12 protein-coding genes are annotated in these 15,086 nt (G+C 45.6%); 8 read left to right on the forward strand and 4 right to left on the reverse strand.

The window, feature by feature from the left end; all coding sequences use genetic code 11:
• Positions 1–156: 156 nt before the first annotated feature.
• Complete coding sequence (locus JUB15_RS25845; protein WP_207515554.1) at positions 157–3,453, reverse strand: T9SS-dependent choice-of-anchor J family protein; 3,297 nt, start codon at positions 3,451–3,453, stop codon at positions 157–159.
• A gap of 292 nt (positions 3,454–3,745) precedes the next feature.
• Between JUB15_RS25845 and rpsF the strand changes: the two genes are divergently transcribed.
• The 8 genes from rpsF to JUB15_RS25885 all read left to right on the forward strand — a co-directional run bounded on the left by rpsF (position 3,746) and on the right by JUB15_RS25885 (position 10,445).
• Entirely contained in the window at positions 3,746–4,099 is a 354-nt protein-coding gene (gene rpsF, locus JUB15_RS25850; protein ID WP_207515555.1) for a 30S ribosomal protein S6, read from the forward strand.
• A gap of 1 nt (position 4,100) precedes the next feature.
• Positions 4,101–4,367, forward strand: coding sequence for a 30S ribosomal protein S18 (gene rpsR, locus JUB15_RS25855; protein ID WP_205514212.1), 267 nt, complete (start codon positions 4,101–4,103; stop codon positions 4,365–4,367).
• 9 nt (positions 4,368–4,376) lie between these two features.
• Entirely contained in the window at positions 4,377–4,823 is a 447-nt protein-coding gene (rplI, locus tag JUB15_RS25860; protein WP_207515556.1) for a 50S ribosomal protein L9, read from the forward strand.
• A gap of 375 nt (positions 4,824–5,198) precedes the next feature.
• Positions 5,199–5,564: an RNA-binding regulator gene (gene rbp / locus JUB15_RS25865; RefSeq protein WP_081198473.1), complete on the forward strand. Its 366-nt coding sequence runs from the start codon at positions 5,199–5,201 to the stop codon at positions 5,562–5,564.
• 586 nt (positions 5,565–6,150) lie between these two features.
• Positions 6,151–7,527 carry an HAD-IB family phosphatase gene (locus JUB15_RS25870; protein ID WP_207515557.1) on the forward strand — a complete coding sequence of 459 codons (1,377 nt, stop codon included), beginning with the start codon at positions 6,151–6,153 and terminating at the stop codon, positions 7,525–7,527.
• Positions 7,528–7,586: 59 nt separating this feature from the next.
• A complete protein-coding gene (locus tag JUB15_RS25875; RefSeq protein ID WP_207515558.1) occupies positions 7,587–8,453 on the forward strand; it encodes a universal stress protein in 867 nt (288 codons plus the stop codon).
• Between the two features lie 601 nt (positions 8,454–9,054).
• Entirely contained in the window at positions 9,055–10,092 is a 1,038-nt protein-coding gene (locus JUB15_RS25880) for a trypsin-like serine peptidase (RefSeq protein ID WP_207515559.1), read from the forward strand.
• Complete coding sequence (locus JUB15_RS25885) at positions 10,071–10,445, forward strand: carboxypeptidase-like regulatory domain-containing protein (RefSeq protein ID WP_207515560.1); 375 nt, start codon at positions 10,071–10,073, stop codon at positions 10,443–10,445. The genes JUB15_RS25880 and JUB15_RS25885 overlap by 22 nt, the downstream gene beginning before the upstream one ends.
• Before the next feature lie 433 nt (positions 10,446–10,878).
• On the opposite strand, the gene JUB15_RS25890 is transcribed toward JUB15_RS25885, so the two are convergent.
• The 3 genes from JUB15_RS25890 to JUB15_RS25900 form a co-directional block, all read right to left on the reverse strand.
• Positions 10,879–12,255: a 3-keto-disaccharide hydrolase gene (locus JUB15_RS25890; protein WP_207515561.1), complete on the reverse strand. Its 1,377-nt coding sequence runs from the start codon at positions 12,253–12,255 to the stop codon at positions 10,879–10,881.
• Positions 12,256–12,276: 21 nt separating this feature from the next.
• Positions 12,277–13,476, reverse strand: coding sequence for a Gfo/Idh/MocA family protein (locus JUB15_RS25895; RefSeq protein ID WP_207515562.1), 1,200 nt, complete (start codon positions 13,474–13,476; stop codon positions 12,277–12,279).
• Between the two features lie 257 nt (positions 13,477–13,733).
• On the reverse strand, positions 13,734–14,762 hold the full coding sequence (locus JUB15_RS25900) for an FAD:protein FMN transferase (protein WP_207515563.1): 1,029 nt from the start codon (positions 14,760–14,762) through the stop codon (positions 13,734–13,736).
• Between the last annotated feature and the right edge of the window lie 324 nt (positions 14,763–15,086).

The raw sequence follows: 15,086 nt of genomic DNA on the forward strand, positions 1-15,086 counted from the left end.
ACCTGTCTCAAACCTGGGAATAAAGACGCGCCAGGGAGCCACCTTCGGAGGTCCGGAGAGTAAAATGTCTTGGTTACTATTATTTTTTATACCCGCCATCAAAAAAAAGTGCGTCCTGATCATCCAGGACGCACGCTTGCAGCACGTGATTCACAACTACCGTTTCATAAACTTGATCGTATAATGTTCTTCTGCATTATCGGCCTTCAATATATACACACCTGGCGCCAGGCTGTACAGTCTGTTATTCAATTGCCGGGTCAGTTGATCTACCGGGCCTGAACCTGTAACTACTACGCGGCCATCAACACCGCTCACCCGCATTGTGTAACTCTTACCGTTTGTATTGATGTTTATGTTTACATAACTGGTCACGGGGTTAGGCAACAGCACAAGCGCAGCTTTACCCTCAGTATTCATGCGAACGGTGGCTAGTGAAGAACGGGAAAACTGGCCATCCGCATCCACCTGTTGCAACCGGTAATAACTGGTGCCTGGTAGCGGATTCACATCTACGAACTGGTAATGCAGTTCTTGTTCGCTGTTTCCCGCCCCTGCTACCCTGCCAATGGCAGTAAAGTTTTTACCATCTGCAGAACGTTCAATAACAAAATACTTATTGTTCTGCTCCATGGCCGTCGTCCAGCGCACCATTACCGAGTTACCCGTTGGCTTTGCAGTGAAATCAAGCAAAGTAATGGGTAATGGCCCCTGAGGAGCTAATGTAAACCTGGTATATACCGGCAGGTGGTCAGAAGCCGTATTGGCGCCATAACCGGAGATATATAACCGCGGATCTTCAATGGCAACTGAACTATCGATATAATTCAATCTCATTGGCCCGGTGATAACAATGTGATCTATCAAACCCGAACCACCTAAAAAGCTCACCTTGCCGGCACTGTCGAGTGAACGCGTTAATGGTGCATAACCCGTATTGTCAGTAACAAACGCATTGTATGACGACACCGCAGCACCTGCATATATTGAACCATACAACCGGTCGTTGTAATCGCCCAGGATGATCACATTATCGTTCCTGTACAGGGCATCGAGCGTATCTTTTAATACCTGTGCATCAAACAGGCGACGGTTGTAGTCTCCGGCTTCCGATCCTGATTTACCGTGGAGAACAACCAATCTTATCTTCTTCGATTGTCCGTTTATGGTAGCATTGAAGGTGGCCATATAGGGTAGGCGGCCTGAAGCCCAGAAATTATCATTCACCCTACTGGAATGACCAGCCAGCACGCTGTCATACATGGCTTCGAATAACGGCCGCGGCGGCTCTGCTACCGATAATGCCATGGTAGCCGTATTATAAATAAAGCCAATTTTCTGTGGCGGAAAATCAGGATCGGCCGGTTGGAAGGAATAAGACCACCGGCTTGAGGTCACCGCTGAATATCCCGGCAATTTCAACAACAACTCATTCAGGGCAGAATCGCTCGATACTTCTTCAAATGCAACCACATCCATATTCAAGCGCTGCATCACCGTGGCTATATTATTGATCTGTGTAGTGATCTTGGCGGGTGTTGCATTGTTGGTTGAATTGGATCCAAAAAAGGCCAGGTTATAACAGGCCACATCGAAAGTTTCTGACCTGGGATAAGAAGAACCAGATAAAGCAACACTGTTCTTGTTGATACCGGTTCCACTGATAGTCAAATTACCACTAATGGTTAGTTTTTTAACAGTAGGTGAAAAACGGATGTACACGGTTGTACCGGCTGCCGCTGTTGCCTGATCGATCAACAAAGGGTTGGTACTGAAATTTACATTATCAGTTGACAGCTGATACCCGGCGGGTACCGTTAAAGTGATATCAGTGTTGCCTACTGCCCGTACCGACACTGCCTGTCCGGTTGAATGGCCACCGGCAGCTACTTCACCAAAATTCAGCTGGGCGGGGCTAACCGATAATAATGTAGACTGATCTGTAAGAGCCACATCATCTATCGACCAGCGGGCGGCATTCGTTGCCGGCGAAGAAGTATACCGGAAAGCTATGTACACGTTGGGCGCGCTTTTATAAGCACTCAGGTCAATGTTATCAGATAAAGTCCATACAGTTTCGGCTGTACCGGGTGGCGTTGGAAAGTTGGCTGTTAATGCTGTCCAGGTAGCGGTGGTTGGACTGCTGCTGCCATCATAGTCAGTAGAAACATACAAGTTTAACAGAGGCCCGGTAAATTCGCCGCGGCTATAAAAACTCAATACCGGCATATTCACCATTCCGCCCAGGTGCAATGCCGGTGATATCAGCCAGGCTTCGTTGGTTTGCGCGCTTCCAGCTACAAAACCATTTACCGATACGCCATTGGTGCTGTTGCGGCCAAACTGGCTACAGCCCCATTTTTGTGAACCTGTTGTATTGATCGATAACCAGCCTGCCCCGGGAAGCCCGTTTACCGTACACGAATTAAAATTAAAGGCTGCGGCAGCAGGATCGATGGCTTCGCCCGACAAAGGGATGCTTTTATCGGCGGCGCCTGCACTGGTATGCAAAATGGCGCCATTGAATGCACCCAGCGAAACAGGCGAAAAACGAACATATACTTTCTTTCCTGCCATCGCATCCCCGGCGGTTATGGATGCATTTGTTGAAAAGATTACGCTATCCAATGACAGGGAAAAGGGAGCCCCTGTAGTAAGAAAAACCCCGGCTGTAAGATCTGAGCCGCTTACCGTATATGACAAAGTGGAGGTAGTGTTTATATGCGTGCCCTGAAAATTCAAGACCGGCGCGCTAACCGCTAACACCGGAGAACCCGATACAACAGTTGCCGAACCATTGAACGTTACATTATCGATACTGAATGTACCGCCACTGGCTTCCGCATCCCATGCATAAAACCGGAAGGTAACCGCAGCAGTAAGCCCTGAAAAACCAGTCAATGTAACGGTACTGCCATTGTTTGCAGCAGTGGCTGCATCCAGCACCTGGAATACATTGCCGGCATTTATCAACAAACTGGTGTTCGCTGGATTTATAGAGGCCGGAAGGTTAGCGGCAAAGCCATCGCGGCTCGATCTTACGCTATAATGTCTTATACCGGTGCCCGAACGCTGTAAAGTAAATGTGACGGAAGTTAGGTCAACTGCATAGCCGGCAGCTGGAGTAAGCGTAACCTCGTAGTACTGGCCCAGGTCAATGGAGCCGGAAAAACTGTTATCATCGCCATTGGCAGCTCCCAGCGGCCAGCCTGTAAAACTAAAGCGGCCTGCCGCATTGGGATTTGCACTCAGGGCGCTACCTGAAGGCGCCACGGCTGCAAAACTGCCAAATGTCAATCCAGTGGCAACAGGCACAGCCGTAGGATCAGTTCTGCCTGAACTGGTAGAAACACCGGTAAAATTGTAAATACCGGAAAATGTTTGACTGTAAGAAATAAAGGATACAGCTAGCACTGGCAATAGCAGGCCAAGCCGGAGTAAAAATTTACCCATAAATTGTAATTGATTACTAAATTAATTGATAATGAGGCCTTTCTATCGGTCTAGCAGTGGGATCAAGTCAAGGGGATGTCGACTTTTAAGGAAACAAATCTAGCAGCTTTAAAGCTGCAGGTTTATTATTAAACAATTAAGTTATCGCTTTTTTTACGGTGCAACTGCTAATTTTGACATTAATTTAATCTCCATTTGTCGCTTCTTTTTCAGGCTATTTGCCTATTTGGCCGGATTGTCCTACTTTTGCAGCCCATTTTAAAATTATTTTTTAACCAACAAACAGGGATCAATGAACAATTACGAATTGATGGTGATTTTTACCCCTGTGCTTTCTGACGATGATTTCAAAGCGTCTCAGAAAAAATACACCGACTATATCAAAAGTATCGGCGGTGAAATAGTGCACGAAAATCCCTGGGGATTAAAATCACTGGCGTATCCGATCCAGAAAAAGACCACTGGTCTGTACTGGGTAATGGAGTACAAAGCGCCATCCAACCTCAATGAGCAATTGAAAATTCAATTGCTGCGTGACGACAATGTATTGCGTCACATGTTCACTGTGCTCGATAAATACGCCGTCGAGTACAATGGTAAAAAGAGAAGTGGTGTACCTACAGGAACTGAAAAAGTAGAGTTATAGTATGGCAAAAGCAAATGAGATAAAGTACCTGACCGCCATTAAAACCGAGAAGCCGCGCAAGAAATTCTGCCGCTTCAAGAAATATGGCATCAAGTATGTCGACTACAAGGACGCTGAGTTCCTGAAAAAATTCCTGAACGAACAAGGTAAATTACTGCCCCGCCGCATTACCGGTAACTCGCTGAAGTACCAGCGTAAAGTAGCGCAGGCTGTAAAAAAAGCCCGTCAAATGGCATTATTGCCGTACGTAACTGACCTTTTAAAGTAGGAGGACACCATGGAAATAATACTGATTCAAGACGTAGACAATCTGGGTGCTGCCAACGAGGTAGTTAAAGTACGCAATGGCTATGCCCGTAACTTTCTTATCCCCCGCAAGTTTGCAGTAGAAGCCAGTCCTTCTAACCTCAAACAATTAGAGGAAAAAAGAAAGCAGATTGAAAAGAAAGAAAAGCAGATGTTGTCTGCTATCAATGAGGTTATCGCTAAATTGAAAGAAGGCGCCCTGAAGATCGGAGCTAAATCCGGTACCAGCGGCAAGATCTTCGGTAGCGTTACTTCATTACAACTGAGCCGCGCCATCCGCGAGCAAAAAGGTTATGAGATCGATCGTAAGAAGATCTCTCTGCCTGATGAAGTAAAAGAACTGGGCGCTTATAAAGCTACCATCGATTTCGGCAATGGTCACAGCACCGAGCTGGAATTTGAAGTAGTGGCCGAGTAATACGTTCCCATTTCAATAAAATCAGCCTTTTCTGCCATTGGCAGGAAAGGCTTTTCTTTTAGCGGATATGTATAAAATTTACATATCTGCCCCATTCCCCAATTTGAGGTGAACTGCTCATCCACATAAAAATACCCCTACCATTCATTAAGTACTTGTCTTGGATCAATTACGTAATTTGTGCAAACCCGCACCCTTATTGGATGAGAGATTTTTTTTATTGTTTAAATCAAATTATTTCTCCTATCTTCATGTTTAGATTAATGTCTTAGTTCTCATGTTCTGCAGTGTCTTACCTGTTTTTCGGTTTCCTCAGTTCATTGTAGCAACTATTGCCATTATCCTTTTTTTCAGAACACTAAAATTTTCGTTACAATGAACATCTATGTAGGGAACCTCTCCTGGCAAATGACCGATGAGGATTTAAGAACCCTGTTCGAGCAGTACGGCTCAGTTACTTCTGCTAAAATCGTAAAGGACAAAACCAGCGGACGTAGCAAAGGTTTTGGATTCGTAGAAATGCCTGAGGACGGCGAAGCTCAAAACGCGCTGACCAGCTTATACGAGTCTGAAGTTTTAGGCCGTAAGATTATCGTCAACGAAGCTCAACCAAAACCACAAGGTGGTGGTGGCGGTGGATTCAAAAAACGCAGCTTCGGTGGCGGCGGCGGCGGCGGTGGCTACAAAAAAGGTGGCTACAATCGCGGCGGTGGCGGCGGTGGATACAACCGGGATTATTAATAATAATACGATCAAAACGCCTTAATATAAAATCCTTCCGGATGACCTCCGGAGGGATTTTTTTTTGCCGCCTGTGAAGCAATAGACAATAGACAAAACGCAAAAGAAAAAAGGCAGAAAGGCAGAAAGGAACAACCGGTACAATGGACAACAGACAATAGACAAAAGAGGCAACAAGGCATACGAAACAACAATAGACAAAAGGTAACAGGCAGGTCACAAAACTTTGAACTATGAACGAAGGCAAATCTTGAAATGCATGAGTTTTGAACTATGAACAAAACTAGGACCCAAGAACTATGAACGGTGAACTATAAACTGTAAACTTCTTAATACGCTTTTAATAGCAATTTAACGCCCAGTCAATATTTAGGATTGATCTTCAACATCAGGAAAAAAGCATAGTCCCAACACGTCACATGTGGATTTTTTCCCACATATCGGAGATTTTAATGCCCGTTGAAAGGTAAGGCACAGCTTTTGCCTTCTTACGGGTGCACATCGGATAGGCAGCCAGGTAGGCTTTATTAAGGTTTGATTTTTTCCTCGTTCGCTTACGCACAGTACAACAATAAACCGGAGAAATATGCTAACTGTAGTTATACCCGTTTTAAACGAAGAGAAAACGATTGGTAACGTAGTTCGCTTTTGCCAGCAATTTCCGCTGGTAACTGAGATCATAGTAGTTGACGACAAGTCTGAAGACAATACTGTTAAAATAGCCGAAGAAGCCGGCGCCCGCGTAATTATCAGCCAGATACGCGGTAAGGGCATTTCCATGAAAGATGGCATTGCAAAAGCCACCAATGAGTTTATCATATTCCTCGATGGCGATATTGATCCATATCCCGAGGGCACTATTACCAACCTGGCCGCTCCCCTGTTGGCCGATGAAGCCGATTTTGTGAAAGGCAGCTTCGCCCGTAATGCCGGCCGTGTCACCGAACTGGTGGCCAAACCACTGTTGAATATCTTTTATCCCGGCCTTTCTCATTTTTCACAACCGCTCAGCGGCATGATCGCCGGGAAAAAATCATATTTCAAAAAGATCGATTTCTTTAATGACTATGGCGTTGATATAGGCATTTTAATAGATATGTATCTGATGAAAGCAAGAGTAACCGAAGTGAATATCGGGTACATAGAAAACAAAAGCAAACCATGGCAGGCACTGGGTAAAATGAGCAAGGAAGTATCACGCGCCATCATTAGCAAAGCCCAGTTACAGCAGCCGGAAGAGATCAGTGAAGAAGAGATCCATTCGCTGGAAACGATTAACCGCGAAATGAATAAGACCCTGCGCGAAAAGCTATCAGGCTTTCACAAGATGGCCATCTTTGATATGGACGATACCATCTTACAAGGCAGGTTCATCGATGCCTGCGCAGCCGCTTTTGGCTTCACCGCCAAACTCGAAGACCTGCGCGCACGGGAGAAAGACGCCATCATCCTTACCAAGCGGATCGGAACGTTCCTCAAAGGCCGCACCATGGATGAACTGCTGCATGTAGCCAGCCAGATTGAAATGGTTAGTGACATCAAAGAGGTCGTAAAAGAATTGAAGAACCAGGGATATATCATCGGCATCATCAGTAACAGCTATACCCTGATCACCAACTTCGTGCGGCAAAAAATAGGAGCCGATTTCTCCTACGCCAACCAGTTGGAGTTCTTTGAGGGTAAAGTAACGGGCGAGATCAACCTGCCCTCTTATTTCTTTGGTTCACCTGAAAGTGTATGCGGGCACTCCTATTGTAAGACCAATGCCCTGCAATATGCCTGTGAAAAATACAATGTGCCCATGCAGGCCTGTATCGCAGTAGGCGATAGCCGCGACGATCGTTGTATGGTAGGCCATGCCGGAAAAGGGGTTTCCTTTTGCACCAAAGATGAATTACTGGAAACCATTGCCTCGACCAACATTAAAGAAAGTAGTTTTCAATCGCTCCTGGCGCTGGCTTAAGCACCATGAGCACCTGACATATCAACCACATTTCTAACAGTAAACCAAAAACGAAATCTATGCCAGGCAAATTATATAACATTCTGGTGCCGGTCGATTTCTCCGGCCGCAGTAAATGGGCCATCTCCAAAGCAATCGAACTTGCCAACACCTTCCAATGCAACATTCACCTCGTACATGTGGTATCTAAGAACCTGCTGCCATTAGTGCCGGTAGACGCCAGTATGCTGCTCCCCTACGACATCACGGCCGATCTGAAAAATGCCCGTAAAAAACTGGAGATACTGAAAGAGACTTACCAACACCATTTATGTGGCGAAGGTAAAATAGAAATAAGCTTATTACAGGGCCGCACCAGCCAGCAACTGGTTAAATACATTGAACAGTATAACATGGACCTGGTTGTTGTAGGCTTGTCGAAATTCAATCTTATACATCGCATATTATCATCCGTTTCCATTAGCCAGCTGGCCCGTAAAACCAATGTTCCGGCGCTGGCCATCCGCTCGAGCGGACTGGTAAGCCACTTCAAGAAGATCGTGTTACCACTAACCAATGAAGTGCCGGTACGCCGCATCAAGTTTGCAACCATGCTGGCGCGTACTTTCCAAAGCACTGTTTACCTCGTTAGTTTGCGTAAAGACGACAATGCTGCTGAAATGGTGTTGAACAAAACACTGGAAGTAATACAAAGCCTGAGCACTATACCCGTGCAATGCTTTTTACTGGAAGGAAAGAACCTGGCCAAGAGCACGCTTGATTTTTCAAAACGTATCAATGCCGACCTTATCATGGCCAATCCCTTGAAAGAATTTCATATGCCGGGCTGGTGGAACCGCATTACCCGTAAATTGTTATCCTATGGGTCAAAGATCCCCGTGATAACCGTTGACAAGAATAATGAACAGGCATCCAAATCATCCTGATACTCGTTTTGTTTTAAACACGAAAGGCTTCCGTATACCGGGAGCCTTTCGTGTTTAAACAATATAGATATAGTATTCATGATCGCTCTGCTATAACGGTATCGCGATATTGTATCAAATACAACACCTTGCTGTTCACAATTATTTTATATAAAAAACAAAAGAATATAAAATTAACTCTATATCTTTAAAGGAGAAGTGGAGGGTAGTAGTATCAATGTAAGGGCTATTAATTTACGAGAACCATAACCGTCCAAATTGTTGATTTCACCTCATAAGAAGGCCTATGAGGGACTACAGGGGTAACCACCTCCCATCATTATCCGAAATACATACAGGCTCTGTACAAACCTCACGCTATTAATCGCTTCGGGTAATGGCAACTGTATAGTACATGTTACCTCTCAATAAATCATCTTCTCCGTTCCCTTCTGGTTATATGGTTTCACTGTAATGAAAGGTTTCTGACTGATCATTTATTGGATCTGTATTGCACGCCTGTTTACAACAGGATGCTGCGATGTATTTTCCTGGATAAGTACTATTGTTACTTTCCCCGGCCGCTTCATCACTTCATTACAATAACCAAAAAAACTATTTTATGAAGCCAAAATCTTTTTCTGAAACACTGCGGTCACCTAAAAATGGAAATGACAAAGAACCAATGGTAGCCACAGCGCCTACCCCAAGCCGGATTGAAAACTTACCAGGTCAGTCCTTCATGGGCATGGCATCAGAAACAGAAACAGAAATAGAACAGGTTGAAGGATTTGGGCTTACCAAACCCGGTGAAGCCGATAAGGAAATGTATAACAGGCTGGATACGGAGATAGAAACTGAATCGGATTATGCTTCTACTTTGGAAGAATCCGGCACAGAGGTTACAGAAGAAGAAGGAGAAAGTGCATTTGCCCGGGACGCATTCTTTGCCAGTTATCCGGAATTATATGAGAAAAGCTTATCAGAAGTAATTATCGGAACCGATGAACGCGTTCGTATCACTCCTACTACATCTTTCCCCTGGCGTGCTATATGTGCTTTGCGAATTACAGCGCAAAACGGAAAAACTTTCCTGGGTACCGGATTTTTGATCTCCCCGCGTACAGTGATCACAGCCGGCCATTGCGTGTACCTGCATGCAGAAGGTGGCTGGCCCCGGAAAATTGAAGTGATCCCCGGCCTGAATGATGCCGCAAGACCATACGGGTCTTATGTGGGCACTTCGTTCAGAAGCGTTACCGGCTGGGTAAGCGGTAAAAAAAGAGAATATGATTATGGCTGTATCATTTTACCACGTACTTCGCGCCCCGGCGACAGAACAGGTATCTTTGGCTTTGCCGTAAAAGACAATGCCTACCTGCTTAATGCCTACCTGAATACCGCAGGCTATCCCGGCGATAAAGGTGGCAACCAGCAATGGTTCATGGTCAGCAAAGCGAAATCAGTGGCTCCAAGGATCATTTATTATGAAATTGATACCATGGGTGGACAAAGTGGCTCGCCCGTTTGGGTAAAAGTTGGAAATTCCCGGCTTGCAGTTGGCATTCACACCAACGGTCATATTTCGGGCAATTCAGCTACAAGAATTGTACAGCCTGTATTTACAAATCTCCAGGCATGGAAAAACCAGGGTATGTAAACAGGCAAAACAGGAAAGGATGGGTGGCGATGACCGTCATCCTTTCCTGTTTCCTTATTGGATACTGGTTTATTAAAAATAACAATTTTGATATGCCATCCGCTACAACAAGTGTGAGAGGGGTGTTATACAAATCAGCTACCGGTGCGCCGGTGGGCGGCGCTATAGTAATGATTGCCGAGGGAAGTTATGAACATCCCGACATTGCTGCGCAAACTGATGACCAGGGCAATTTTTCCCTGCCTGAATTGCGCGTTCCAGGTACCTACACCTTGCTAATCAATTATAGCAACGAGTCAAAAAGATTAACTGTAAATCTTACAAAAGACAGTGTTCTGAGAATACCATTGTAAAACAGACACTTATTATTTCCATGGCCTTCAGCAACGCTGGATTCTTTACGTTGCTGAAGGCTTTTTTATTGATAGCCTTCCGGATTCTTTATACATTAGCAACCCTTTAGCACTAAGATGACTGTCCTGCCCCGTCGGTTCTTTGGCGGTGGTTGCATTCGTTCGCATCGTAATATCCCCATCTTATCCCCTTTTTCTAGGAGTTACTATTTATTCCGGTAAAATCTTTAGGGCAATCTATTTTTTGTTTGCGTATTAATTTGCAACTTTGCAGTAGGATAAGGTTTAATGGTTAATGGTATTTGATTAGTGTAGGGTCGCCTGTAAAAAGGCGACCTTTCTTTTTTACATAAAGCGCCGCAATCCCAAAAAAGAAAATACCCCGGTGAGCAGGTCACCAGGGTAGATCTATAGCTTTGATAGCCTTTTATTGCTACTTCAATTCCTTAATTTTAATACTTCTGAAACTAACTTCATTACCGTGGTCCTGGATCAGGATATGGCCTTTAGGCGCTTCACCGAAATTCTTCCATACTTTGTATTTACTTTGCGCCACCAGTTCGCGGAAAGCCGGTGAACCCCGGTCGTATTCGAGCACTTTTACCCCGTTCAGGTAATGCACTACGTGGTTATTAGGGTATACTACCACGCGGCCCGTATTCCATTGCCCGGGCTGGCGAATGAACCGCTTCTGTTTATCGGCTTTTATCAGATCATATAATGACGCCAAAGTGCGATTGCCGTCGCGGCCCAATTTTGCATCCGGATGCAGGGTATCGTCCAGCACCTGGTATTCGAGACCAATGGCTGAACCTGCATTATTCTCCGATAAGGTCACAAAGTATTTAACCCCACTATTTGCGCCAGGCGTTATTTTAAAATCGAACGACAGGTCGAAAGCGCTGTACTGATCTTTGGTTACAATATCACCGCCATTCGTTGATTCACCGCCGGATGATGACTGCACCGTCAGGGTACCGTCTTTAACTTCCCAGCCTTTCTCAGGGAATGTTTTTTTGTAAGCGCCTACCCAGCCGTTGGTGGTTTTTCCGTCGAACAACAATTTCCAGCCTTCGCTTTTTTCGTAAGCCGACAGCTCATTGGGAATATAGTTTGCGACATAAACGCCTTTTGCGAAAGTCGCAGGCTTCAGGTCCCCGGTTTTGATCCGGATATTACGCCAGTAGATCTTTTTACCTGCCATATCTCCTTTATTGATAGCATGTACCTGCAGGGCAATAAACCCGCTCTTGTCAACCGTATCTATCACGTAAGCAGCTGCCTTGTCATTTACCCAGGTCTTGATGTTGCTGCCGATACATTCCACCCGAACTTTGTTGTATTGTCCGGTTTTAAACGCGCTTTGTCCGGCAGGGTTTAACGACAGCGGATACAGCCAGTCACGGCGGGCTTCGTCATACACGCCACCTGTCCAGCGGCGGGAAGAAGGGTCCAGTTCGAATTGATAACCGTATACCCGGCCTTTACCGCCGCGGCCGTTGCTTTTTTCAGGATCATAATGACTTCTGAACTGAATGCCTGAATTGGAAGTTGTGTCTTCGATCTTCACTTCCAGCTCCAGCACAAAATCACCATATTCTTTTTCCGTAACTAAAAATGTGTTAGGCGTATTGGGAACAGTGATGCCAACGATAGCGCCCTCTTCAATCTTATACTCAGCTTCGCCAGAGATCTTTTTCCAGCCATTGAGTGTTTTTCCATCAAAGAGAGTCGTCCATCCATTGCCCGATTGAGCAGAAACTACAGTCGCCGATACAATAGCAAACAGTACGCAGGAGAGCTTTTTCATATGTCAGTTAAAAAATGATTACTATAAATTATAAGCTGGTTTCCATTTTTCGATCGTGTGATTGAAGATTGCCTGGTTGGCCATGGCGACGCAAATGGCAGTAGTGGCACCCGTCATGATGTTAGAGGTAGGGGTTGTCTTTTCAGTAACAGATCTATGGAACTCCAGCAACGCATACCACGTACCATCTTTCGTTGGTTCTTTCAGAATATTGATACCGCCCTCTTTATTCCATTCTATTTTGGTAGCGCCGGTTACTCCATCAACTGTTTGCAATTCTTTTTTGGTAGTGGATTCGGGAAAGTACACCCCTTCATGCATCAATAAATGCACAGCGCCCTTGGTGCCTTTTATTTTGAAGATATAGCCGTCGTGCGCATTGCCACAGGTGGAACCGAAATTGCCGATCATGTTCTCTTTATTATACCTGAGCATCACTTGTACGTTATCGTAAGTCTCGCGGCCATCTTTGTAAAAATCAATACCGCCGGTTCCCATCACTTCGTCTGGATGCGTATTGAATGCCCAGTTGATAAAATCCATCTGGTGCGACAACAATTCAGCTGGCAGCCCGCCGGAAAACTCTTTATACATTCGCCAATTCACCTGTTTGTCGGTATAACCGGCAGGCACAGGCCGGCGCCAGTTCCAGTTGCGATCCCAACGGCAATCTATCTGCGTAACTTTTCCAAGGTATCCTTTTTCGATCATCTCCTTTACCTTAAAGTACAAAGGCGTTGATCGGTATTGGTGACCGATCTGCACTACCTGGTTGGTGCGGGCTTTCGATACTTTAACCAGGTCAAGTGCCTGATCAATAGAATAGGTCATTGCTTTTTCAAGGTAAATATGTTTGCCTGCAAGCAATGCATCTTTGGCAATTTTATAGTGCTCACTGAGCGTGGTGGCGATGACGACAGCATGTATGGATCTATCGTCGAGCAGTTTGCGATAATCTTTGTAAACGGCGGGTGTTATGGAAGGACTTGCCTTCTTTGCATTCTCGATGCGAAAGTCAAGCACATCGCAAATGGCGGTGATGGCAAACCGGTCGGTGAGGTCATTAAGCATTTTCATAATACCTGTTCCGCGGTCGCCGCAACCGATAATGCCGATATTGATCTTTTCTGCTGTGCCGGCCATTGCCTGCAGCCATTGATTGGAGAACAACAGGCCTCCGGCCAGTAAACCAGACTGTTTAATGAAATGGCGTCTGCTCATATAACAAAAGCAAAAGTTTTTTATTTGGACGATAAATCAGAATCATGCCCCCTGTATAAGTAGTAAAATTCCAACTATCGGCTGCATCAATTGAATAATTTAATCTTACGCTGAACGCTTAACACCGGCTCTTCGCAATTTAGGGCTTGCAATGAATATTACTGCTTTTTGATCCTTTGCTGCGTTCAAGATCGCCGATCAGCTTCGGCCGCCTGCATCCGCCTCAGCACCGCTCCAACAGCAGCTCTTTGGCCGCTTCAGCGTTCACCGTTAAGTGCGCTGCTTTGCGCGTTTTGTAATAATTCATAGAACCTGCGCGAAGCCGTATCTCCAATGCTGCCATTGGCGGTACGGTAGATAAAATGAGCAGCTATATCGTTGCGCTTCTCAACAAATTGCAGCGCCTGGTTCAGGCCCATTATCATCAGGGCATTGTCGTACGCATCGGCAGTGATGGCATCCTGGGCGAATACCGTCACACTTATCAGCTCACTGCGGGCCGGATAACCGGTTCGCGGATCAATGAGATGGGTGATCTTTTTGCCCTCACTCTCATAGAACTTCCGGTAGCTGCCCGACGTGGTGATAGCGCCGCTGTCGACCGAAATGATCTTTTGGATCATTGACAATTCGAAATCGTTCTCACCGGGTGCCTCGATGCCTATTTTCATTTTCACGTCGTCAGGCTTTTTGTGCCCCTTCACCCGGATCTCTCCACCCAGCTCAACCAGGTAGTTGCGGATGCCGTTCGCCTCCAGAAAACGGGCGATTACATCAACGCTGTATCCCTGCGCTATACCGTTCACATCTATCCGGGCGCACGTTTTCTTCTTCAACAGTGAATTTCCCTTTTTATGAAGGTTTAATGAGCTCACACAGCCCTTTAAAGACCTGATAGCGGCCGAATCGGGCAGACTGGCCACCTTTCTGGGTCCAAAGCCCCATGCCTGTACCAGCGGTTGAACAGTTATATCGAATATACCTCCGGTTTGCCGGTAGGCTTCCATTGATTTATTGAATACGATCTCGAGGTGATTGTCCATTACAACACCCTTGGTGGAATTATTGAATTGGGTGATCAATGATCGGGGATTGTAGATGGAGAGCGAAGTGTCGATCTTTTGCAGAATGCTATCGATCTGTTGGTGGCTGATGGTGCTGTCCTGGGCGTACCAGGTAATATGGTAGGTAGTTCCCTGGGCGTTCCCGTTGATCTGGAACTTTCGCCAGGCCGGTTGATGAATGAAAGCGGTACAGGTTACCAACAGCACACATAAGTATCGCATGTTACAAATGTATGTAAAACAGTTATGCGTATGGTGGCTGATTAGTAAGCTAGGTTGGCAATTTACAGTTTACAGTTCACAGTTCACAGTTCACAGTTTACAGTTGCTGGTTGCCGGCTGCAGTCTGCGGGTCTTTGCTTTCGTTTGTTATAACAGATCCAGTTGGTTAAGTGTAAGCAAGCGTTAAGCCTTTGGCCTTTAGCATTCAGCCTATAAATGCAAAAAGCCTCTCAGAAAAAGATCTGAAAGGCTTTTTAGCAATAAATATGGCAACTACCTACTCTCCCGCATTGTGGTGCAGTACCATCGGCCATGAGGGGCTTA

It is taken from the genome of Longitalea luteola (assembly GCF_017356035.1).
In the GTDB taxonomy this organism is placed as follows: Bacteria; Bacteroidota; Bacteroidia; order Chitinophagales; family Chitinophagaceae; genus Niastella; species Niastella luteola.